Annotated in this window: 21 protein-coding genes; 7 read left to right on the top strand and 14 right to left on the bottom strand. The window is 48.1% G+C overall.

Translation table 11 applies throughout. From position 1 onward, the window contains the following. Positions 1 to 5: 5 nt before the first annotated feature. From metK to IE181_RS04350, 8 genes are all read right to left on the bottom strand, one after another. Positions 6 to 1,175 carry a methionine adenosyltransferase gene (gene metK, locus IE181_RS04385; protein ID WP_191250323.1) on the bottom strand — a complete coding sequence of 390 codons (1,170 nt, stop codon included), beginning with the start codon at positions 1,173 to 1,175 and terminating at the stop codon, positions 6 to 8. A 9-nt stretch (positions 1,176 to 1,184) separates the two neighbouring features. Continuing rightward, entirely contained in the window at positions 1,185 to 2,483 is a 1,299-nt protein-coding gene (ahcY, locus tag IE181_RS04380; RefSeq protein ID WP_191250322.1) for an adenosylhomocysteinase, read from the bottom strand. Between the two features lie 92 nt (positions 2,484 to 2,575). Then, positions 2,576 to 2,851 (bottom strand): HPr family phosphocarrier protein, encoded by a 276-nt coding sequence (locus tag IE181_RS04375; RefSeq protein WP_191250321.1) that lies wholly within the window; start codon positions 2,849 to 2,851, stop codon positions 2,576 to 2,578. A gap of 7 nt (positions 2,852 to 2,858) precedes the next feature. Continuing rightward, positions 2,859 to 3,257 carry a PTS sugar transporter subunit IIA gene (locus IE181_RS04370; protein WP_191250320.1) on the bottom strand — a complete coding sequence of 133 codons (399 nt, stop codon included), beginning with the start codon at positions 3,255 to 3,257 and terminating at the stop codon, positions 2,859 to 2,861. Between the two features lie 37 nt (positions 3,258 to 3,294). Then, a complete protein-coding gene (gene rapZ / locus IE181_RS04365) occupies positions 3,295 to 4,209 on the bottom strand; it encodes an RNase adapter RapZ (protein ID WP_191250319.1) in 915 nt (304 codons plus the stop codon). Between the two features lie 77 nt (positions 4,210 to 4,286). Next, positions 4,287 to 4,754 (bottom strand): HPr kinase/phosphorylase, encoded by a 468-nt coding sequence (locus tag IE181_RS04360; protein WP_191250318.1) that lies wholly within the window; start codon positions 4,752 to 4,754, stop codon positions 4,287 to 4,289. A 9-nt stretch (positions 4,755 to 4,763) separates the two neighbouring features. Continuing rightward, a complete protein-coding gene (locus tag IE181_RS04355; protein WP_191250317.1) occupies positions 4,764 to 6,458 on the bottom strand; it encodes a sensor histidine kinase in 1,695 nt (564 codons plus the stop codon). After that, positions 6,388 to 7,110 (bottom strand): response regulator transcription factor, encoded by a 723-nt coding sequence (locus IE181_RS04350; RefSeq protein ID WP_191250316.1) that lies wholly within the window; start codon positions 7,108 to 7,110, stop codon positions 6,388 to 6,390. The genes IE181_RS04355 and IE181_RS04350 overlap by 71 nt, the downstream gene beginning before the upstream one ends. Before the next feature lie 315 nt (positions 7,111 to 7,425). Between IE181_RS04350 and IE181_RS04345 the strand changes: the two genes are divergently transcribed. The 3 genes from IE181_RS04345 (at position 7,426) to IE181_RS04335 (ending at position 12,373) form a co-directional block, all read left to right on the top strand. Continuing rightward, positions 7,426 to 9,033, top strand: a complete 1,608-nt coding sequence (locus IE181_RS04345) for a phosphoenolpyruvate carboxykinase (protein ID WP_191250315.1) — start codon at positions 7,426 to 7,428, stop codon at positions 9,031 to 9,033. Positions 9,034 to 9,235: 202 nt separating this feature from the next. After that, complete coding sequence (locus tag IE181_RS04340; protein WP_191250314.1) at positions 9,236 to 9,607, top strand: hypothetical protein; 372 nt, start codon at positions 9,236 to 9,238, stop codon at positions 9,605 to 9,607. Between the two features lie 15 nt (positions 9,608 to 9,622). Then, entirely contained in the window at positions 9,623 to 12,373 is a 2,751-nt protein-coding gene (locus tag IE181_RS04335; protein WP_191250313.1) for an Eco57I restriction-modification methylase domain-containing protein, read from the top strand. 93 nt (positions 12,374 to 12,466) lie between these two features. Here the strand turns inward: IE181_RS04335 and IE181_RS04330 are convergent, their stop codons facing one another. From IE181_RS04330 to IE181_RS04315, 4 genes are all read right to left on the bottom strand, one after another. Further along, positions 12,467 to 15,172, bottom strand: coding sequence for a DNA polymerase (locus IE181_RS04330; RefSeq protein WP_191250312.1), 2,706 nt, complete (start codon positions 15,170 to 15,172; stop codon positions 12,467 to 12,469). Then, complete coding sequence (locus IE181_RS04325; RefSeq protein ID WP_191250311.1) at positions 15,165 to 15,527, bottom strand: hypothetical protein; 363 nt, start codon at positions 15,525 to 15,527, stop codon at positions 15,165 to 15,167. Before IE181_RS04325 ends, IE181_RS04330 begins: the two co-directional genes overlap by 8 nt. Positions 15,528 to 15,538: 11 nt before the next feature. After that, positions 15,539 to 16,117 carry a hypothetical protein gene (locus IE181_RS04320; RefSeq protein WP_191250310.1) on the bottom strand — a complete coding sequence of 193 codons (579 nt, stop codon included), beginning with the start codon at positions 16,115 to 16,117 and terminating at the stop codon, positions 15,539 to 15,541. A gap of 156 nt (positions 16,118 to 16,273) precedes the next feature. Then, the gene (locus IE181_RS04315) at positions 16,274 to 16,915 is read right to left on the bottom strand and encodes a hypothetical protein (protein WP_191250309.1); all 642 of its coding nucleotides are present in this window, start codon (positions 16,913 to 16,915) and stop codon (positions 16,274 to 16,276) included. A 52-nt stretch (positions 16,916 to 16,967) separates the two neighbouring features. Between IE181_RS04315 and cas1 the strand changes: the two genes are divergently transcribed. Both cas1 and IE181_RS04305 read left to right on the top strand, forming a co-directional pair. After that, positions 16,968 to 18,041: a CRISPR-associated endonuclease Cas1 gene (gene cas1, locus IE181_RS04310; protein ID WP_191250308.1), complete on the top strand. Its 1,074-nt coding sequence runs from the start codon at positions 16,968 to 16,970 to the stop codon at positions 18,039 to 18,041. A gap of 28 nt (positions 18,042 to 18,069) precedes the next feature. Next, complete coding sequence (locus tag IE181_RS04305; RefSeq protein ID WP_191250307.1) at positions 18,070 to 18,744, top strand: hypothetical protein; 675 nt, start codon at positions 18,070 to 18,072, stop codon at positions 18,742 to 18,744. Between the two features lie 166 nt (positions 18,745 to 18,910). Here IE181_RS04305 and IE181_RS14600 read toward each other — a convergent pair whose 3' ends face one another. Next, positions 18,911 to 19,852, bottom strand: coding sequence for a GNAT family N-acetyltransferase (locus IE181_RS14600; RefSeq protein WP_229819141.1), 942 nt, complete (start codon positions 19,850 to 19,852; stop codon positions 18,911 to 18,913). Positions 19,853 to 19,856: 4 nt separating this feature from the next. Continuing rightward, on the bottom strand, positions 19,857 to 20,348 hold the full coding sequence (locus IE181_RS04290) for an SH3 domain-containing protein (RefSeq protein ID WP_191250306.1): 492 nt from the start codon (positions 20,346 to 20,348) through the stop codon (positions 19,857 to 19,859). Positions 20,349 to 20,476: 128 nt separating this feature from the next. On the opposite strand from IE181_RS04290, the gene IE181_RS04285 reads away from it, so the two are divergent. Together IE181_RS04285 and lepA are read left to right on the top strand one after the other, a co-directional pair. Beyond that, positions 20,477 to 21,469, top strand: a complete 993-nt coding sequence (locus IE181_RS04285) for a 2-hydroxyacid dehydrogenase (protein WP_191250305.1) — start codon at positions 20,477 to 20,479, stop codon at positions 21,467 to 21,469. 74 nt (positions 21,470 to 21,543) lie between these two features. After that, complete coding sequence (lepA, locus tag IE181_RS04280; RefSeq protein WP_191250304.1) at positions 21,544 to 23,346, top strand: translation elongation factor 4; 1,803 nt, start codon at positions 21,544 to 21,546, stop codon at positions 23,344 to 23,346. Positions 23,347 to 23,369 lie beyond the last annotated feature (23 nt).

Genomic DNA, 23,369 nt, shown 5'->3' with positions numbered 1-23,369 from the left:
ATAGTTTATTTATTGCCGAATTCTGATTTCAGCGTTTCAACGAGGTCCGTGCGTTCCCATGCAAAACCACCATCCGCATCCGGTGTCCGGCCAAAATGGCCGTAGGCTGCAGTACGTGCATAGATCGGCTTGTTCAGGCCAAGATGTTCCCGAATACCGCGAGGCGACAGATCAACCAGTTCCTGCAGTACTTTTGAAACCCGCACAGGATCAACCTCTGTATTGCCCCACATATCCACATACACCGACAAGGGCTTAGAGATACCAATCGCATAAGACAGCTGGATGGTGCAATTGCTGGTCAAGCCGGCAGCGACAACATTCTTTGCCAGATACCGTGAAATATAGGCGGCAGACCGATCAACCTTGGTCGGGTCTTTACCGGAGAATGCACCGCCACCGTGGGGGGCTGCACCGCCGTACGTGTCCACAATAATCTTGCGGCCCGTCAAACCCGCATCGCCGTCAGGTCCACCAATGACAAAATTTCCTGTCGGATTGACATAAAACTCGTCTTCCGGACACATCCAGCCATCCGGCAGGACACCGGTCACATGTTTCCGAACCAGCTCGCGCAGGTCGTCTTGCGACGTTCCTTCGGTATGCTGGGTGGACACAACAACGCTTGTTGCACCGACCGGGCGACCATCCACATATTTCAGCGTCACCTGGCTTTTGCTGTCAGGCTCCAGACAGGGCGATTCACCAGAGTGGCGTGCGTCCGCCAAAGAGCGCAGAATTCGGTGTGAGAAATCAATGGGAGCAGGCATCAGATTTTCGGTTTCATCACAGGCATACCCAAACATAATGCCTTGATCGCCTGCACCTTCGTCCTTGTTGCCTGATGCATCAACACCCTGCGCGATATGCGCACTTTGTTCGTGCAGGTAGCATTCAAACGCCGACTCTTTCCAGTGAAAGCCTTCTTGCTCGTAGCCAATTTCCTTCACCGCATTCCGGGCAACCCGCTCGATATCGTCCGTGGTGATAGTCTCGGGCCCGCGCACCTCACCCGCAATGATAATACGGTTTGTGGTGACCAGGGTTTCTGCCGCTACCCGTGCTTCCGGGTCAGCACCAAGATACAGATCAACAATCTCGTCAGAGATTCTGTCCGCAACCTTATCCGGATGCCCCTCAGACACCGATTCGCTGGTGAATAGATATTCTTTCATCAGAACCTCCTAGTAACGATAATGATCAGGCTTGAAGGGTCCTGCAACATCAACACCAATGTATTTTGCCTGCTTTTCTGTCAGCTTGGTCAAGTTTACACCCAATTTCGCCAGATGCAGTTCTGCCACCTTTTCATCAAGGTGTTTCGGCAGAACATAGACATCCTTGTTATAGTTCGCATAATTTTCCCACAGCTCGATCTGGGCCAGAACCTGATTGGTAAAGCTTGCAGACATCACAAATGATGGATGACCGGTGGCACATCCCAGATTAACAAGACGCCCTTTAGCAAGAATGATCAAACGCTTGCCGTCAGGGAACACAACTTCATCCACCTGCGGCTTTACTTCTTCCCAGGCATAGTTTGAAAGCGACGCAATCTGGATCTCACTATCAAAATGACCAATGTTACAAACAATCGCGCGATCTTTCATATCACGCATATGGTCCAGGGTAATGATGTCAACATTGCCTGTTGTGGTCACAAAAATATCACCAAGCTTGGCAGCATCATCCATGGTGACGACTTCATAACCCTCCATCGCAGCCTGCAGCGCACAAATCGGATCAATTTCCGTGACCATAACACGGGCACCCTGGCTGCGCAGGCTTTCCGCGCTGCCTTTACCAACATCACCGTACCCGGCAACCACGGCTACTTTGCCGGCAATCATAACGTCTGTGGCACGTTTGATACCGTCAACCAGACTTTCCCGGCAACCATACAGGTTATCAAATTTAGATTTGGTCACACTGTCATTGACGTTGATCGCAGGCACGGCAAGGCGGCCTTCTTTCGCCATTTCATAAAGACGCAGAACACCCGTTGTTGTTTCTTCTGAAATACCTTTTACGTCTTTCATCAGGTCCGGATAATCATTGTGCATGATAACAGTCAAATCACCACCATCATCCAGAATCATATTAGGAACCCAGCCGTCCGGGCCCTTGATCGTCTGATGAATGCACCACTCAGCCTCTTCTTCCGTTTCACCCTTCCAGGCAAAAACAGGAATGCCCGCCGCTGCCATTGCGGCCGCCGCATGATCCTGAGTTGAGAAAATGTTACAGCTGGACCAACGTACCTCGGCGCCAAGCGCGGTCAGCGTTTCGATCAACACAGCTGTCTGAATTGTCATGTGCAGGCAGCCAGCGATACGGGCGCCCTTAAGGGGTTTTGATGCACCATACTCCTCACGCAGAGCCATTAGACCCGGCATTTCGGTTTCTGCAATGGTGATTTCCTTACGACCCCAGTCCGCGAGCGAAATATCTGCAATTTTATAATCAGCCACAATAGCCTCCATGTTGGAATTTGTTGGGGCCCTTATAGCAGGTCAAAGTCAAAAGATAAAGAAATCTTTATATAAAGAATAATACATGTATTAAGTGTATTGTTTTACTCGTCTTCTCCAAACCGGTCCCGAACAAGATCCACAATAATCTGACCAGCCTCGTCAGCAGACTCGCCGTCTGCAATGACGGTGATGCTGTCACCTTTGGCAGCACCCAGCATCATCAGCCCCATGATGGACGTAGCCGTAACCCTAGTGCCGTCTTTCTCGATAAAAAGAGCAGCACCGCACTGCCCCGCTTCTCTGGCCAAACGTGCTGAAGCCCGCGCATGCAAACCACGTTTATTGACGATTTCCACCGTTTCCTGAAAATAACTCATACTATGGTCAGGCACCAAGCAGTGTGCTGGCAACATTAATATATTTAACGCCCGCATCACGAGCAGCCTCGACCGCATCTTCAAGAGACATTTCCGACCGGACACTGGCAAGCTTGATCAGCATCGGCAGATTAATGCCTGCGATAACTTCCACCTTGCCTTTTTCCATCAGCGAGATCGCAAGGTTAGACGGCGTTCCCCCAAACATATCTGTCAGCAACACAACACCGTCACCGGCTTCAACAGAAGCAACTGCATCCATAATTTCCTGACGTCGAATTTCCATATCGTCATCAGGACCAATACATATGGCCTGCATATTTGACTGCGCACCCACAACATGTTCGGTCGCTGCGATAAATTCTTCCGCAAGTCGCCCGTGTGTGACTAGTACCATTCCAATCATCTGAACACCCTATAATAGCCTTACCAGCTTTTTACTTTTACACTCTTTCATCTGCCGGCAATTCCCGATGAAACAGGTTGATCGCCATCCCGTCTTCCGACAGATGACTTGCCATTGTCTCTGCGACCATTACCGATCTATGGCGTCCCCCTGTGCATCCAAAAGCCAATGTCAGGTAGGACTTACCTTCATCAATATATCGCGGTAACAGAAAATCCATAAGATTTTTCAGTTTTTCTATGAATTCCTCAAAACCCTCGTCTGCACGGACATAGTTGGCAACCCGTTTATCGCGCCCCGTCAGTGGCCGTAAATCCTGTGTATAATGTGGGTTTCTAAGGAAGCGTACATCAATGACCATATCCGCATCACGCGGCACACCTTTAGAGAAGCCAAACGACATAAAGGTCACAATCAACCGCGCAGACGCATCAGCCGTAAAGCGCCCCAATATCAGTCGTTTTGTGTCGGCTGTTGTTCTGTCGCTTGTATCGATTATCCCGTCCACATAAGGACGAAGCCCTGCCATCAACTCGCGCTCCTGCTTGATGGCGGACGAAAGCTGCTGATTACGTGCCAGCGGATGCCGGCGCCGTGTTTCTGAAAAGCGTGCCGTCAAAATCCGCGTCGACGCATCCATAAACAGGACGTGCAGCGCAATATCAGGGTCTGCATTCAGCTGGTCCCGGATAGTTCGCAGCTCTTGTGGTGAAAAATACAGCGTCCGACTATCAAGTCCGATCGCCAACGGACGTACCTTGCCGCCCACCTGCATATCCGGCCCGGTTTCAGCCAGTAGCTGCCCAACCATAGTAAGCGGAAGATTGTCGACGGTCTGATAGCCGATATCCTCCAGCGCATTCAGCGCCGCAGATTTTCCAGCCCCGGACAAACCTGTCACGATAACAATATTTCTTTTATCTGCTGATTTCTGGCCGACGGTATCGCCCATATATATTCCCCGCACCAACCTGCTTCATTTCTTGCCACCAGCCAAGCTTTCATGCTGGGCTGCCGGCACCCCCCCAATCAGTCAAGAAAGGTTGCTACAGCTCGGCATTCATTTGCAAGGCATTTCACCACCAATTCGACTTTAATCGGTGCGGATGCCTCAAACGGGGAAATATGGACCGAAGGAACATCCACCCCGCCCAACCGGACAAAACGCTTGGACGGTAAGCGCTCTGGCGGGTCGGCCGGATCCAGCACCACATGGAGCCATAAGGGCACATCCCGCGTGACAGGAAAATCAAGAATTCCTATTCCCCGGACTTCAATTTTACCCACAAGCCTATCTGGTGCCCGCAGAATTAAACGGTCCTCATCGCTGTCGCCGCGCACCAAAAGACACTGATCGTCACTAATCAGCAGCGCGCCCCGATCAATTAACCGCACGGCCAAATCTGACTTCCCGCTGCCGGACGGCCCTGTCAGCAGCACCCCTGCGCCGCGCACAGACACGGCTGTTGCATGCAGATATTCTGGCTTTTGACCCATTAAATCCCCCTAAAGCGCCGGCAAGCGAACTCGGAAACATGCCCCGCAGACCGCGCCATCATCATTCAGGACGTTACTGGCCGTAACAGACCCGCCGTGGGCCTCCACAACCTGCTTGGAAATAGCGAGACCAAGACCAGAGTGACCGCCAAAAGCTTCCTGTTCCGGTCTTTCCGAATAAAAGCGTCTGAATATTTTCTCTTCGGCACCTTCAGGAATACCAATGCCCTGATCTGTGACTTCCGTCACAATATATTTGCCGTCTTTAGCAAGCGTGATAGTTACTGTTCCGTTCTGCGGGCTGAAACTGAGCGCGTTATCAATCAAATTTCGCCAGACCTGTCCCAGACGGCCGTCAATCCCCTGCACCATATATACACCGGCTTCAAAGTCTTCACACGTCACAGAACGGCCCTCTGGTAGATCAATCGTTTTGTAGCCGTCCACCAGCATGGCAATCATAATACCAAGATCAATGGGGTCCATCTGACCGCGGGTCAATTCAGCATCCAGTCTTGATGCATCCGAGATATCCGTGATCAACCGGTCCAATCGTTTCACATCCTCAACCAGAATTGGCATCAATTTATCCCGAACATCCTGCCTGTCGCTATTCTGCAAGGTCTCCAGAGCACTGCGCATGCTCGATAACGGGTTTTTCAGTTCGTGCGCAACATCGGCGGCAAATCGTTCCACAGCATCGATCTGATTATAAAGTGCCGTCGTCATCTCCGACAAAGACCGGGACAAATCGCCGATCTCGTCATTACGTTCCGAGAATTCTGGCAGGCTTTCCTCGCGCCCGATACCGCGCCGGACACGCTCTGCTGCCCGCGCAAGAATACCAATCGGCCGCACAATAGTTCTGCCAAGAAAGAAAGACAGGAGCATGGTCACCGCCATCGCCGCCGCAAAGATCTTCACTGTCGACATTTGCTCGGCACGGACAACCGCTTCAATATCTTCGGTCTGGGCCGTCAGCAACAAAGCACCCAATACACGGCGAAACCGCTGGATGGGTACAGCGACATTGATAACCGCCCGACCGTCATCCCGCACGCGTAATTGGGTCATAGCCTCGCCTTCAAGCGCAGTGGCCACTTCGAGAAAATCAACAGCCCGCATGCCAGGTTTGTCCACATTTGGCGGCATTTCAGGGCGCCGGGTAAACATATCCAGAAACTCGTAGATATAATTCTGGATTTGTTCGCCAAAGGGGCGTTCTGACATAGGAGTCTGCAGTGGTTCTGCTACAACACGTTTATGCCCTGCCAACAATCTGCTGTCTGCGACCATGGTGCCACTGACCGAGAAAAGGCGGGCACGATTTTCCGTAGGCCCGACCAGACGGGTAATAATGGGCCGGGCCAGCGCAATATCAATATCCGTTGCCTCGGGCCCCTCGGGTGTGGTTTCCCCAAGTGCACCGGCAATGATTTCTGCCTGCACCTGTAACGATTCGACCCGCTGCGCAATAAGGTTATCCCGGAACTGTCCAAGATATAAAACGCCCCCGACCAAAATCAGGAGCGCCATGGCATTCACAGCCAATATTCGGAACATCAAAGGGGACAATAGTCTCAAGGGAGCCTGTCTTGCCCCTTCATCATATCCGCGTGTGCTCTTTGACGTCTCAGTCACCACCCATGTCTCTGTAGCGATACCCAACACCGTAAAGTGTTTCAATTGCAGCAAAATCATCATCCGCGCTTCTGAATTTACGGCGCAGGCGTTTAATATGGCTGTCTATGGTTCTGTCGTCCACATAAACATCATCTGAATAAGCGGCATCCATTAACTGATCACGGCTTTTCACGTGGCCAGGGTGCTGTGCAAGTGTTTGCAATATCAAAAATTCCGTCACCGTTAGTGTCACATCCTTACCTTTCCAGGTAACTGTATGACGCACAGGATCAAGCTGCAGATGACCGCGAATCATCACCTCATCTTCTTCGGCCACTTCCTGCGGACCTTCATCGCGGGCCTTGGACATCTCCACCCGGCGCAAGAGCGCTCTGATTCGCTCGATCAACAATCGCTGGGAGAAAGGCTTGCCAATATAGTCATCCGCCCCCATGCGAAGCCCCAGCAACTGGTCAATTTCCTCGTCTTTTGACGTCAGGAAAATAACTGGCATATCGCTTTGCTCCCGAAGGCGACGCAACAATTCCATACCGTCCATGCGCGGCATTTTAATGTCCAGCACTGCCAGATCAGCGGGTTTTTTGCTTAATGCATCCCATGCCTTCTGGCCGTCCGGGTAAGTCCGAACAAGGTACCCTTCTGCTTCAAGCGCGATTGTCACAGACGTCAGAATATTTCTGTCGTCGTCTACCAGGGCAATAGTTGCTGTCATGAAATTCCTCGCTGATACATCAATTAATTCAGTAATATGTGTAGCTTACCACAAATGAGATTGAAAAAAGAATACGACAAAAAAGTGACAGAGACACGACCATGAAATGGCATAATACCAATTGTCCCCACCCATGACCAGAAACAGGTTGATTTTCAAATTAAATTCAGCAATTTTAAGCCACCTGTCTGAAGGCTGGCAATAATACCATTCCCCAGAAAGGGACAAACACCGGGAACGCGCGTCGCCCCCCGGAACACAGAATTTATCCACTAACCACGCTCCAGTAGCGTGATAGCAACGGAGACAATTACCGTGCAAGTATACGGCTCCCGCCATAGTAAAGTCGACTTGGATGCTCAGGGCATCACGAAGACTGGCAACCAATATTGGAACTTGACCACCGAACAACTGTATGAAGAAGCCATCCGCCGCGGCGAAGGCTCTCTCGCAAAAGACGGTCCACTTGTTGTAAAAACAGGCAAGCATACCGGTCGCTCTGCGAATGACAAATTTACAGTTCGGGATGAAACCACTGAAGATACTGTATGGTGGGGCGATGTTAACCGCCCAATGACACCGGAAAACTTTGACCGTATCTACACTGCTTTCCAGGATCATATGAAAGACAAGGAACTGTTCATTCAGGACCTTTGGGGCGGTAGCGATCCTACCCACCGTATTGCGGTACGGACAGTCGGCGAATATGCATGGCACAGCCTGTTTTGCCGGACTATGCTGATCGAACCGGAAGCCGGTGAAATGGCGGATATGGCACCGCAGTTCACAATCATTAACCTGCCAAGTTTCCGCGCTGATCCTGAAACAATGGGTTGCCGTTCTGAAACAATTATCGCGGTGAACTTCTCCAAAGGACTGGTTCTTATCGGCGGCACTGAATATGCCGGTGAAAATAAGAAGTCTGTCTTCTCCATCCTCAATTATCTGCTGCCACCAAAGGGTGTCATGCCAATGCACTGTTCCGCCAACATCGGCCCGGACGGTGATGTAGCGATCTTCTTTGGCCTGTCTGGCACCGGGAAGACAACCCTGTCCGCGGACAGCAGCCGTACCCTGATCGGTGATGACGAGCACGGCTGGTCTGATGACAGTGTCTTCAACTTCGAAGGCGGCTGTTACGCCAAGCTGATCAACCTCAGCGCCGAAGCAGAACCGGAAATTTATGCAACGACCCACATGTTCGGGACAGTTGTAGAAAATGTGGTGATGGACGAAGCAACCCGCGAACTGGACCTGTTTGACAATAGTTTGGCAGAAAACACGCGCGCGGCCTATCCATTGACGTCTATTCCTAACACGTCCGAGGAAAACCGCGGCGGCAAGCCAACAAACATCATCATGCTTACCGCTGATGCCTTTGGTGTCCTGCCTCCAATCTCCCGCCTTTCTCCGGAACAGGCAATGTATCACTTCCTGTCTGGTTACACGGCCAAGGTTGCGGGTACCGAGATTGGCGTGAAAGAGCCGCAGGCGACTTTCTCTGCATGTTTTGGCGGCCCGTTCATGCCGCGCCACCCTGCTGTTTACGGTGACCTGCTGCGCAAGAAAATCGCAGAAGGTAACGTAAGATGCTGGCTTGTTAACACTGGCTGGACCGGCGGCGAGTACGGCACAGGACACCGGATGCCTATCAAGCAGACCCGCGCGATGCTTCATGCTGCGCTGGACGGTAGCCTGAATGACGTATCCATGCGTGTTGATGAGCGATTCGGCTTTGAAGTACCAACAGCGATCGCCGGTGTTGATTCTGCAATTCTGACGCCGCGCGAAACATGGGCGGACAAAGATGCATACGACGCAAAAGCAGATCACCTGGCTGGACTGTTTGTTGCGAACTTTGAAAAGTTCGAATCACATGTTGACGATTCGGTAAAAGCGACTGCGCCGAAAAAACTCGGCTAGTCTGATCTCCAGAATTAAGAAAAGCCCCTGCACTAGCGGGGGGGGTATAGTGATATCTTACAAAAAATAAATGGCTCTCCTAAAACGTTGGGGGAGCTTTTCGTCTTAGAATTATAATATCCATTAAGAGTTGAGAACATTAATGTTGTAGGCTACCGTTCAATCAATAAAATCCATCAATAGTATTGGTTGAATTTTCTTTATGGCATTACTCCATCCAAGAATTGTTGAGAAACACGCACAACATATTAATGAAGTGCCTGAAAACCATGCTGAGATACTTAAGGCGTGGGCTACTAATTTATCACTTGGAAGATACGATAGTGAAATTCAGAACGATGACGTATTCATACAGCGAATTCTCGTTGAGGTTTTAGGGTATACAAGAAGTAGCGATACTCATAGTTGGACCGTAGCCAAAAACCAACCTGTTGGACGCGGAAATGTAGACGTTGCATTAGGGGAGTTCAGCGAAACTGAGACAAAAATTCAAGTACCATTCGAATTAAAAGGTGCCAAGACAAAAGACCTCGATAGTATAATGCCGGGTCGCTATAAAACACCAGTCCAATAAGCATGGGAATATGCAATGGACGCAAAAGGTGCACGATGGGTTTGCGTCTCCAATTACCGCGAACTCAGACTATATGCCGTAGGTTATGGCCGGAAAGATTATGAGGTCTTTGATTTATCCAACTTAAGCAATCCAAAAGATTATGCGCGTTTTATTTTATTACTTTCCGCAAAAAATCTATTGGGGGGTACGACATATGATTTGCTCAAAGAAAGTGAAAAAATTGATAAAGAAATTACCGACCAGTTATATTCAGATTACAAAGACCTGAGAGCAAACCTGATCAAAAAAATTGGAGACGATAATCCTCATCAAGAACCAATTGAGGTAGTCCAATTTGCCCAAACCATCTTAGATCGTGTTCTTTTTATCGCTTTTGCAGAAGACAAAGGGCTATTACCTAAAGACACTTTAAAACAAGCTTATGCGACGAAAAACCCTTATAATCCACAGCCGATATGGGAAAATTTTAAAGGCCTGTTTCACGCGATTGATAAAGGCAATTCTGAACTCAATATTCCTGCATATAATGGTGGTCTCTTTAAACAAACCCTTGAACTAGACACCCTAAATATTAGTGATGAACTCTGTCAGGGCTTCAAGAGGATTGGGGATTACGATTTTGAGAGTGATGTAAGCGTTAATATTCTTGGTCATATTTTCGAACAGTCAATTAGCGACCTTGAAGAGATCAAGGCAAAAGCAGAGGGTATAGAAGAACCTTTAGACAAGAAAAAAAGTAAAAAGAAAAAGGACGGTGTTTTTTATACTCCTCCATACATAACCCGCTACATTGTAGAGCTGGCTGTAGGTGGTTGGTTAAATGACCGGAAGAAAGAACTCGCCGGGGATAGCTTACCTGAGATAACAGAAGAAGAATTCGATCTTCACCGTGTCGATACTAAAAGCAAAAGTTTCACAAAAAAAACTACGCAAGAATTTAAAACAAAGCGGCAACAGATTGCCAAGAAAGTTAGGCGACATATTGACTTCTGGGAAGCATATAAAAATACGCTTTCAAAAATAAGGGTTCTCGATCCGGCCTGTGGTTCTGGGGCATTTTTGAATGAGGTTTTTGATTATCTAAAAAAAGAAGGTGAAGCGGTAAACAGTCAGCTAGCCTATTTGAAGAATGAACAAATCTCGCTCTTTCGTTGGGACACACACATACTAGCGAATAATATTTATGGAGTGGATTTGAATAGCGAATCCGTGGAAATAACGAAGCTATCATTGTGGCTTAAAACAGCTAACAGACAGGAAAAACTCACATATTTAGAAGATAACATCAAAGTTGGAAACTCGCTAATTGACGACCACAAAATTGCCGGAGATTTAGCGTTTAATTGGAGCTCAGAATTCTCCGAAATCATACAAACTGGTAAATTCGATGTAATTGTTGGAAATCCTCCATATGTTTTGTCAAGAGATAATATATTTGACAATTTTAAGGATTATGTAGGAGCTAACTATTCTTTAGTGAGGGATAAAATTAATCTCTACATCCTTTTTATCGAGCTAGGGTTTTCTCTATTAAAAGATAAAGGCTACTTATCATATATTGTACCTAATTCTGTCTTAGGAACAGATTCAGCTATGCTGACCAGAGAATTTCTCTTGGAAAAAGTATCTTTAAATACAGTGCTGAATTTATTAGGAAATACATTTGATGGGGCTAATGTTGAGGCTGCTATTTTTTGCGCATCAAACACAATTAACAAAAAAAATATAGTTAACTTCAAAAATATCTATTCGGCTACAGAACTGGAAACACCATGCTTGTCTGCTCCTCAGGAGGAATGGAAGAAAATTGAATCTTATATCTTCGACCTCCAGAGTTCAGGTGCAGAGTTAGAGACAATAAAAAAAATTGAAGCGCATGCGCCACTATCAAACTTTTATGAAGTAAAAGCTGGCTTGCAGGCTTACGAGAAAGGTAAGGGAACGCCTAAACAAACTGCCCGAGACGTCAAAGACCACATTTATGATTATGACCATAAATACGATGAAGATACTTTTAAATATTTAGAAGGAAAAGATGTACTTAGGTATGATGTAAGCTGGTCTGGAAAGTGGTTAAGATACGGAAAGTGGTTATCTCAACCTCGAGATATTTCTATGTTTTCTGGGCCAAGAGTTTTAATACGAGAGATAACTGGGAAATATCCAAAGCTATTACAAGCTACATATGTTGAGGGCACATTTTTAAACAACAAAAGTATTATTAATATTCTTGCTCTGGATAACGACTACTTGTTGAAGTTTGTGCTTTGCATATTAAATTCTAGTTTGATGGGTTTTTACCATTCCAGAAGAGCAGTAAAAGGAAATCGCAGCATGTTTCCTAAAGCTGTTATTAAAGACGTAAATAATTATCCCATTCCTAGAACTGATATAAAAAGACAGACAAAATTTGTAAATAAAGCAAATTCGATCATAAAAAATAATGAGATGTTAAATTCTACAAGAGAGAAACTAGGACGTTTGATTAAATCTGAGTTCAGAATAGATAGAATGTCCAAGAAGCTAGAAATCTGGTACGAATTGTCTTTCTTCGATTTTATAGCGGAACTTGAAAAGTCTATAAAGCCTGCAAAGCTATCGCTTTCTCAAAAGTCTGAATGGATGGAGTATTTTGAAAAGGAAAAGGCTAGAGTGCTAGATATTAAAAGTGAGATTGATCAGACTGATTGTGAAATCGACAAAATGGTTTATGAGCTGTACGGATTAACGACAGAAGATATTAAATTGATTGAAAAACCCTAAGGATTTATTTGCTAACAGAGAACCAATACAACAGTATGTAGCATTAGGTATAAACCTCCATCCAGAAAACGTCATAGAAGGACCAAAGCTGAGTTAGAAAAACTCCGCAGTTCTCGCTAATGGATGCAGTTCCCCACTCTCTCCCACCTTGTTTGCTTCCTTGCCGACGAGCCTGATTGAGGTTGCAGTGATATGCCGTCGTGTCGTCTCCCCGAAGTCGCAGAAATCACCATTATCAAACTTATCCTCTGTTGATAGGTGATACTGGCACAGGGCTTCGCGGTAGGTTTTAAGCTGGCATTGTTCAACCGCTTCCCCACTTATGCGGTCAAAGGCATTGGCAACAGCTTCATTGTGGTCACTGGCAAAAGGAGCAATCGGCTTGGGTGTCTCAGCCTTTGTGGGACGGCCCCGCTTGGAAGGATCAACAAGACTAACCTCTGGGGGTGGTGCAAACGGTCCGGTCTTGGCTGAGAAGGATACCATAAAGCCAAAGGGCCTTACCTGCTGCGGGTATTCCCGTCCTGCATTCCAGTGGTCCATCCATTTAAGCATGTGGGGGCTTGTGGCTCCGTAGCGGCTAACAGCGGGCTTGTCGAAAGTCGGGTGCCAATTGAGAGCCACCTGATTGGGATGGCCTGACAGATGCGCTTCAATAATCTTGTACCATAGGTCATGCTGCCAGCGTTGCACCCCAATCTCACCTAAAGGGACTGTTGGGGCTGGAACAGCGTCTGAAGTGTCCTCATTGCGGTATGGGGGCCTCAAGTGCCCTAGTCCGTGGGCTGATGCTTTCCTGAGAACAGGGTTGCCTTTACCGTCCCGATTAAACAGGGCATAGCGTTTGGCTGAGATAGCGAGACAGTAAAGAGGTAGGTGTTTTCCTGTCACCTTATCAAAGTTGGTATCTTCCATTTGCAGGATTGATCCGGGCTTCTGGTAGGGATTCAGGCTTTCAAACCATTTGATGACCCTTTCGGCTTTGGTGATAAATGCATCCTGTGCCATCGTCTTTGGCTTGGCCATAGCAATGCTGTCAGTGTCACAGAATACCCAACCAAGTCCTTCATTGAGCGTTAGCTGTTCCGCTAGGGCCAGCATTAGCCGTGCGGCTCCCGTGATCAGCGTCCCCATAAGCGGATGAAAATATTTGCCGGGTTCCTCAATTGCTTTCATGTCCTGAAGGCTTGCGCTGCCAAACTGATCATACACCTTAACGGGTTCGGGCTTTGGGGCGTCATCCCGGTTAATTTCAATGAAGATGCCGTAGCCAGTGGAATTGGCGACAATCTTGATGGCCTTCTCTAGAGGGTTTCTGTCAGCCTTGGCCCTGTCCCTCAAATCAATCAGTTTGGTGAAGACATCATCTCTGTATGGATCAACCGCAAACTCATTTGACCCAAACAGGCATATCGGCTCCATATCCTGTTGTGGCTGTCCCGGCTCAAAGCTGATGGCCTCAATAATCTCCGGGGTTTTGCCAGAAAGGATTTTCGAGGCAATACAGTCAGCAAGGGTCATCCACAAGGAATGGTCTGTGCTTAACTTGTTCAAGCCAATGGTGTGAACGCGGCTATTGTATTTGGCCCGGACCGGATAAATATCATCAGCCGGCTTGACCCGAACAAGGGTTGTCAGCTTCTTCCATGTCTCTCTTGTTTTGAGGTCATCAAGGATGACAGTCTTTAGGAAGTTTCTTGTTTCGTCGGTTGACGTTTTCCAAGTCAGGTCATCCCCGGTCACAAAGGCCCAAAGCCCCATCAGGGCACTAACCGTTGGATACATGGATTTGAAGTCAGCATAGAGAACCTGCCGGATTTCCTTCCTTATCCTGATCTCGGCTCGGCCCCCGTAATAGCTCGACATAATGGTGCCGAAGATGGACCTGTCCAAGTCGGGGTTTGAGGCCAAAAGCGGCTTGATATTCATAAGCTGCAAATAGGCTTTGCCAAGGCTCGCTTCACTGAGGATTTTATGGGCTGGGGTTTCCAGATTGTGCGCTGCATACATATCTAACAGCTTCTCGTAACATTCCCATGTTGTCTGAACGTCTGTCCGGGCATAGTCGAGATAGTCAGTAGTGATTTCCTGGCCGTGTTCTGCGGTTTCCATTTTCCCAGTTTTGACGCCTAAATATTTGCCGAGCGTATCAAGGCTGAAGGACCGGCTCGTGAGAGCTGCGGCCAAGGTTTTCAGGTCGGTGAAATAGCCCCGGAAGGCTGGCGTCTTTTGACCTTTCTTCCGCATGCCGCGGGTGGTTTCCTGCTTGGCGGGTCTAGCAAAATCCATCAGGGCGGCTCTGGCACTCAGATGCTTGACCCGGACAAAGGGATCACTTTTGTATTCAGAAAGCTTAAACGTAAAGCCACCCCGGAACGATCCTCTGGCGGCACCGTGGCCAAGGGCAATGCGGGAGATATCAAAAGGCAGGTTGAAGCCCACGACACAAGCCCTGCGGAAATAGGCATGCTTGAGGAAAACCCGCGTTCTGAACTCCTCAATGGTTTTGAGGGGTAGGCTATGCCTTTCTGCATAGGCTTCCAGAAGATCAACTTCACGGCAGCTTAACGCCTCTGCCGCATAAAATAGTCCTTCCTCAGCCAGCCTTGTTTTGTTCCTGATTTGATAAAAGCCGACCTTGAGTGACTGTGCTGCATCAACCGTTGTTTCACAGTCAAAGATGAGGGAGTAGGCAGATGGTCGTTGCTCTCGCGTTCGGGGTTTGGTGCCAAGGGGTTGCCTGTCCGGTGTCTCCGTATAGGCACGAACTGCAATCTCCTGAATATCGTGACTATTCATCAATCTGCTCCTGACTGTGTGCATTGACGATCAGGTGATTGCCAAACTCCATAAGTTTCTCGGCAAGCAGTTTAAATAGATCAGAGAGGCCCATCAGGAAATATCCGATAGTCAGAAGGTTACGGTCCTGATTGGGGTTGCTGTCAGGATAATCAAGCTGGTTATCACTAAGCTTGCGGTGACAGTTGCAGCAGACGGGAACCTCTGTATCATCATACTTCCGCCCCGCTACATGGTGCTTCTCTAGGCAGAGAACATAATCTTCTCCGCAGATAACGCACATGGGATCATCAAAGCCTAGTCGTCTAATTCTTTGTTCTCTGCGGTCTTCAGCATCAGGTTTGTATTTGGTCATGGGTAAAGTCCTTAATTGGAAATAATTTGATAAATTTCAGCAAAGTCTGGGGTGTCCATCGACGCGATGCGGTGGAGTTCATTGGGGTTAGTTTCAAAGGGAATAAAATTGCCCTTAATGTCGTTGACACCATCCTCAAGAAAAGGAAGAAGGTAGGCTGGTTGATTGGTACTAATGAATTTGCTGACAGCATGGTAAAATGACCCAGCTTTTTCAGCTTCCGAATAGTTCGGGACAGTCACAGCCTTAATGCGGCCATCTGTAATTGCCGCCACCCGTCTTGGTCTGTCATCTGTGAGTATCCATTTACGACCTTGGTGGGTAGCCAACTTATTACCGTAAAGAAACCGCCGGAACTTGTCAGTGGAGACCCCAGCCTTGTTGGCAGCATCTTTTTGGGTTTGCCCATCGCGTAAATGCATCAGGGCTGTTTCAAGCTCCGGGGTGCTTGTGGGTTTTGTTACGCCCGAGGTGATGCCACGCTCCCCAGCTTTGGGGTGGCCTCTGGCCTGAGACCGGCTTAACCCTCTGGCTAAGCCACGCTCAATGCGTCTCCTGTATTCTGCTTTGTAATCGCGTTTCTTAGACACGCTAACGTCCTTTCAAAATGATTCGTCACTTGAAGGAAGCGTTGCGCGAATTTGCGTTGCTGTGGAGTCGGGATAAAGGGAAAAACTATTTGATTCTAATTACTTATTTGAAAATGATTTCCTGATCTTAATTCCAATTAAAATTAATTAATTCAATTAAATTGATTTCAGAATTTTATTTACCTGCTTTTTAATAACGTCATCCCCATACCCTGGACCATAAGGGTCTATGTCTGGATTTTCTTCTTTTATTTCCGCACGAATTAATTCGGCTTTTTCTTTATGTGTTAATAATTCAAATTCAGGAATTTTATCAATACATCTCAATATTGCTTTTTCCCTAATAGCCGCTTTGGATGGTCGGCCAATTTCAGGAATTAAATCCAAATCTGGAAATAGGTCTGGATTTATAATTTTAATTCGGTGGTATGCTTTAAAGCGGCTATGGGCTTCATCATTTTCCCATTTGCATGTAGCCAGCATCCAGAATTCATTCTCTATTCGGGATGCCACACCCGCAAGAGTGGGATAAATCGAATACCCAAATGCAAGTAAATCACCTTTCTTCAATTTCTGAATTAGGGAATTGCGTAATTCATCTTTTAAATTCTCAATTTGATTTGGCCTATTAAGAAGGTTGCCAACTAACTGAATATTACGACCAATATCGTTACCAAATTCCATTTTATGGTTATTTAATTCCAGATACTTCTGACGCTCATTTTCAGTTGCATATTCCAGCCAAGCCTTATTTAAATCAGTGCCTTTTTCCCATATTTTCCGTGGCTTAATCTGCATCTTTTGCTAGAATCCAATATGATATTATTAGTATTTGAATGTAGGGGGCATATTGAACCAGTTATCTCAAAAAAGCGACTCTGAAGCTCAGATTGATGAATGGTCTGAACGCTGCCAATACTGGATTGCCGCCTGTGAAGCTGGCATCCCCAAACGCAAAAGAAGGCAGAGACAACAGACCCCCCTAGTGCTGACCGGGAACGGTGTTTCCCTACATGTGGATAGAGGAACCTTGATAGTCCGTGGTGGCTTTACCCACTTCCCTCAACAGGTCAGGGAGTTCCAGTTCTTCAAAGGAGATTTGTCCTTACCGTCGCGCATTGTCCTCGTTGACGGGTCTGGCAATATCACCCTTGATGCCCTTGATTGGCTCAGCGAACAGAAGGTTGACCTTATCAGGCTCCGGTGGGATGGACGTATTGCTTCCGTTCACTGTGCATCAGGCTATGCCGCTGACCGTCAGAAAGTAACGTGGCAGATTGCGACACGGGCCAACGAGGAAAACAGGCTGAAGTTTGCAAAACCCCTCATTGAAGGCAAGATCAAGGAAACGCTCTACAATCTCGAAAACATTCTCCCCGCTTCCCATTCGCGGGACAAGGCCATTGATCAGGCACATTCGACCTTGAAGCTTCTCAAGGAAGAACCGCCGCAGGATATATCTAAGCTTCTCGCGTATGAAGGACAGGTCGCGCAGGGCTATTTTTTCGCTTGGCGCGCACTAGATATTAAATGGAAGGCTCAGGGGAAATATCCTATCCCTGATGAATGGAAGCGTTTCTTCTCACGGTCATCGTTAGCCGTACTCACAACCCCGTCAAACCGCAATGCAACACATCCTGTGAATGCCATGCTGAATTATGCTTATACGATGCTGGAAAGTAGTGTCAGGATCGAAGCAATCGCAGATGGCTATGACCCCTCAATTGGTATCATGCACGACCGGATGGTGGCTGAACGGCATTCGTTTATTTACGACCTGATGGAACCCAAGCGGCCAATAGCTGACAGGGCTATATTAAAGCTGGTTCAGGAAGAAACCTTCTCAGGGGCAGACTTTATCTTGCAGGAAGATGGTGTTTGCAGACTTGGACCTGAGTTGGCAAGATTGATTGCTCAGAGTTAAACTTGATCTAATTGGGATGAGGGTGCAAATGGAAGGCTTAACGATAGGCGCAATTATAGCCTCAATAATTGGAGGTATAATATTAATCTGGATTGTTTGGATTAAAGACTACTGGTTATTTAAAAACCGAGGCCAAGCGTCAATTGATTTGGCAACAGCGGTTTTTGAGTATTTGGACACTGATGTTAAAGATAAGACAATACTATCGATCTCTATGTCGAAAAAGTTGGGGGATGAACTTGTCAGTCTATACACATCAGGCAAACCTTATGATCAACAGCTTGAAAATGAACTTGTTAAATTGCTTGAGGAAATTATTAGCGGTTTAAAACCATTTATAAGTAAATTGAATGCTGCCAAGGCTGAACTTGATGCACTAAGGGCCGCTGTCATTGCTTTTGACGACAGCGTAAAATGGCGACTAAGAATAGTGAACCACCTTTGCTCTCCCCCCAATCCACATAAAATGGAGGCATGGCATGTACGAGAACAATTACTAGAAGTGAATTGTGCTCCAAGTGATCTGCTAAATGCCGCAAGAGGTGAAGCTTCAATGTTCTTGCGTGGGTACGGGATAAACTGGCTCAAAAGGTGGAAATACAAAAGGTTAATCACAAAACGGCTGAAGGCAGAAATGAAGGAAAAACTGGCAAAAGAATATCGCTCAGTACTGCAACAGTCTGCGTTCGCAAATCGTAAGTAAAGCTGTTATCTAATTCGTTCCGACTAGAAAAAGCCGCCTCCATTTCAGAGAAGCGGCTTTAATCTTACAGTGATGCACGTTGAATTATTTTTTGTGAGATATCACTATACCCCCCCCTGCACTAGCGGGGGCTTTTTTGTGTCTACAGACGCTGCCGGTACTGTTCCTATAAATCCCGCTTCATATAGACCACATCGGCTTCCGGGTTTTCGTTATAGGGGTCCGTTTCCTCGAACCCAAGCGCGCGGTATAACGCCACCGCATTCTCAAGGCGGCGCAGGCTATCCAGCAACATCACAGTGAACCCCCGCTGGCGGGCTTCTTCCATCACCGCAACACTAAGATGCTTGCCAACAGACTTGCCCCACCCGGACGGTGTCACAAACAAGCGTTTCATTTCGCACACAGCATCATCATGCTTCAATAGAGCAACCGCCCCGACAGGCCTGCTGTTATATTTTGCCAGCAACAGGGTTTCATACTTGCTTGGAAACCCGGCCATTTCCTCCTCAAACCCTTGAAAAGCCAGAGACAGGCCCGTTTCCGCCTCCAGCCAGTGGGCGTATTCCTGAAAGAAGTCCCGCACAATGGCAATATCCCGGCGCGATGTTGCCGAATGGATTGTAAGCCCCGCACCCTGCCATTCCATATAATAGTTTGCCCGCTCGTAAGGGGTGTCAGAAGGAAGAGGTTTTTCGACGAAGTCCAACCGTTTATAAAGCCGAATAGCCGGTTGCAGTTTGGTATTGGTCTCCAAAAACAGAAGCGCGCCGCCGACCTCTATAAACCGGTCGAACACCATCTGGCACAGAGCCTCGCCAACGCCGGCACCCTGACAGCTTTTGTCCACACCAAGCTTGGTAAGTTCAAACACTCCTGTACGGTCTGTCGCCTTCATCGCAACAGTGCCAACTGCTTGGCCGTCTTTAAGCGCGAAGAAAATATCGCCCCCTTTGTTGAGGATATAGTCCTCCGGGTTATGAAGCACCAATTCATCAATGGGTTCGACGACAAAAAACTCTTCCAGCCAATCAATGTTCAGCCGGGCGAAATCGGAACGGTACGCGCTCTGATACGGGATAAACTCAAAACCGGGAATATCTGTCATGCTACTAGTCAATCACTTCACCGGGGTACACGCCCCACAAACGCCCCCGCTGTATCCAGCCGTGTTCACCTGCGATTTCCAGTTCACACCAATTTGCTTCGCATTCCAATATGTCACCGATAACTCCTTCATCGGCAAGAATCGTCACCCGCTCTGTTGGATTCGGGTCTGCATACAGCCGGGCAGCACCACCACGAATCATGGCGGTACGGGCACTTGACAGTAACCGCAGATGCATCCAGCCCGTCGAACCTTCGTGATCTCGTACGTTCCGCCACGGCCCGTTTTCCCCAACAACTTCAAGGGGTAAGCCGCTACGCTTATATGTCCATTCAATAGGAAACTGACGCCCAGGCCCTGTTCGCATGTAGGCTTTTTCTGCCTTCAGGGACACGAAGCGCGGTATCGGATTTCCGCTGGCGCCGATCTCCTGTGCCAACAGCCCAGAGGAGCTAAAAAGCAAAAGTGTAAATATTGTTGTGAGTGATTTCAGCATTGTCGCTTACAATCCCGCAGATATCCGTATCATTAGACATTTGAAACAGACGCGCCCATCTGCTAGAGAAGCGGATAAATATGGGCAGGCGACCTATCATTGCCCGTCAGAAAAGGTTATTTTAAAGCATGAGTCAAACAGGAATTTCAAATCGGCCGAAAGTCATCGTCACCCGCAAGCTGCCGGATGATGTTGAAACCCGCATGGCTGAACTTTTTAATGTGACCCTTAATCTTAAAGACGAGCCCTTCACAAAAGAAGAAATGGTCGCAGCTGTGAAGATCGCTGACGTGCTGGTGCCAACGGTTACAGATACACTGGATGCCGATGTTCTTGCCGAGGCCGGAGAGCAGTTGAAACTGATCGCCAACTTTGGCGCGGGCGTTGACCATATTGACCTGAAAACCGCACGGGAAAAGAACATAACCGTCACCAATACACCGGGCGTTCTGACCGAAGACACCGCCGATCTTGCGATGGCACTGTTGCTGTCAGTTCCGCGCCGTATTTTCGAGGGTGAGAAAATCCTGCGAGGCGGCGAGTGGACCGGCTGGACTCCGACATTCCTGATGGGGCACCGCATTCAGGGCAAACGTCTGGGGATTGTAGGCATGGGCCGTATTGGCCAGTCTATCGCCCGCCGGGCAAAGGCTTTCAACATCTCGGTTCATTATCACAACCGGTCACGACTGCCGGCCAAAGTAGAAGCCGAACTGGAGGCAACATACTGGGATGATCTGGACCAGATGCTGTCGCGGATGGACTTTGTATCCATAAACTGTCCCCTGACGGCAGAAACCCATCACCTTCTGAACCGGGACCGGCTAAAGAAAATGCAGCCCCACGCTATTATCATCAATACGGCACGGGGTGAAATTATCGACGAAGAAGCACTTGCCGACCTCATTGAGGTTGGACGTCTGGCCGGGGCCGGGCTTGATGTGTTCGAAGAAGAACCAACCATTAATCCAAAACTACTGGAACTGGATAATGTTGTTCTTTTGCCGCACATGGGCTCTGCAACGATTGAGGCCAGAAAAGCCATGGGTGAAAAAGTGTTGATCAATATTCGCGCCTACACCGATGGCCACAGGCCACCTGACCGGGTATTGCCGCTTTAGCACCGAACAAATCAGCCGAACCAACAGTACGGCACCCCTATCATAACCCTATTATGTAGTTTGAAATTACGGCTATGACCGACCAAAAAAATATTAGAAACTTTTCCATCATTGCCCACATTGACCACGGCAAATCCACACTGGCTGACCGGCTTATTCAAAACACCGGTGCCCTGTCTGACCGGGAAATGAAAAGCCAGGTTCTTGACAGCATGGATATTGAGCGGGAACGCGGTATCACCATCAAGGCCCAGACGGTGCGCCTGGAGTATAAGGCCGATGACGGTCAAAGTTATGTGCTGAACCTGATGGACACCCCCGGACACGTTGATTTTGCCTACGAAGTCAGCCGCTGCCTTGCTGCCTGTGAAGGGTCGCTACTTGTTGTGGATGCCTCACAGGGTGTAGAAGCACAAACACTGGCAAACGTCTATCAGGCCATTGACAATAACCACGAAATTGTACCGGTTCTGAATAAAATTGACCTGCCCGCCGCAGACCCTGAACGTGTCCGCACCCAGATCGAGGATGTAATCGGCATTGATGCATCAGAGGCAATTGCCTGTTCTGCCAAGTCTGGTATCGGCATCAAGGAAACACTGGAAGCAATTGTAACCAGACTGCCCGCACCAGAGGGCGACCCAAATGCGCCGCTGAAAGCCATGCTCGTCGACAGCTGGTATGACAGTTATCTGGGTGTTGTTGTTCTTGTTCGCATCATTGATGGTACGCTGACAAAAGGCCAGCAAGTGAAAATGATGGCCGCAGACAGCACCCATCAGATTGACCGTGTTGGCGTGTTCACGCCTAAAGGTGTAATGGTGCCGTCATTGGGGCCAGGTGAAGTTGGGTTTATCACAGCCTCGATCAAGGAAGTAGCCGACACACAGGTTGGTGACACCATCACAGAAGTGAAACGTCCTTGTGCCCAGGCCCTACCGGGCTTTAAGCCAAGTCAGTCTGTTGTTTTCTGTGGTCTGTTCCCTGCCGACACCTCTGAATATGAAGTTTTGCGGGACGCTCTGCCCAAACTGCGTCTCAATGATGCCAGCTTTGAATTCGAAGTAGAGAACTCAGCAGCTCTTGGGTTTGGTTTCCGCTGCGGCTTCCTTGGCATGTTGCACCTAGAGATTATTCAGGAACGTCTGAGCCGCGAGTTTGATCTGGAACTGATCACAACAAGCCCAAGCGTGATTTACAAAATTCACATGACAGACGGTACGCTTCTTGAATTACACAACCCGGCCGACATGCCTGATGTCGTGAAAATCAACTATATCGAAGAACCTTGGATCGATTCGACCATATTGGTACCAGACGAGCATTTGGGCGCCGTTCTGAAACTGTGCGAAGACAAACGCGGCGTGCAGCAGGATATGACCTATGTCGGCAACCGTGCCATGCTGAAATATAAACTGCCTCTCAACGAAGTGGTTTATGATTTTTATGACCGCTTGAAATCTGTCTCGCGCGGGTATGCGAGCTTTGACTATGAACTGGCAGGCTACGAAAAGTCTGATCTGGTGAAACTGTCTATTCTGGTGAACGCTGAGCCCGTCGATGCGTTATCAATGCTGGTACACCGTTCACAGGCAGAAAGCCGCGGCCGGGCACTGTGTGAGCGGCTTAAAGACCTGATCCCAAGACAGCTCTTTAAAATTCCTATTCAGGCTGCCATCGGCGGCAAGGTGGTCGCACGTGAGACAATTTCTGCCATGCGTAAGGATGTTACAGCTAAATGTTATGGTGGTGACGTAACGCGTAAGAAGAAGCTTTTGGAAAAGCAGAAGAAGGGTAAAGCCAAAATGCGCATGTACGGTAAGGTGGAAATCCCCCACAATGCCTTCATCGCAGCCCTGAAAATGCGCGAAGTCTAACAGGACTGATCCGATTAAGGAGA

The sequence above is a fragment of the Kordiimonas sediminis genome (assembly GCF_014656395.1).
GTDB classification, from domain to species: Bacteria; Pseudomonadota; Alphaproteobacteria; order Sphingomonadales; family Kordiimonadaceae; genus Kordiimonas_A; species Kordiimonas_A sediminis.
The sequence above is the reverse complement of the archived record's forward strand: the minus strand, read 5'-3'. Positions and strand labels throughout refer to the sequence as shown.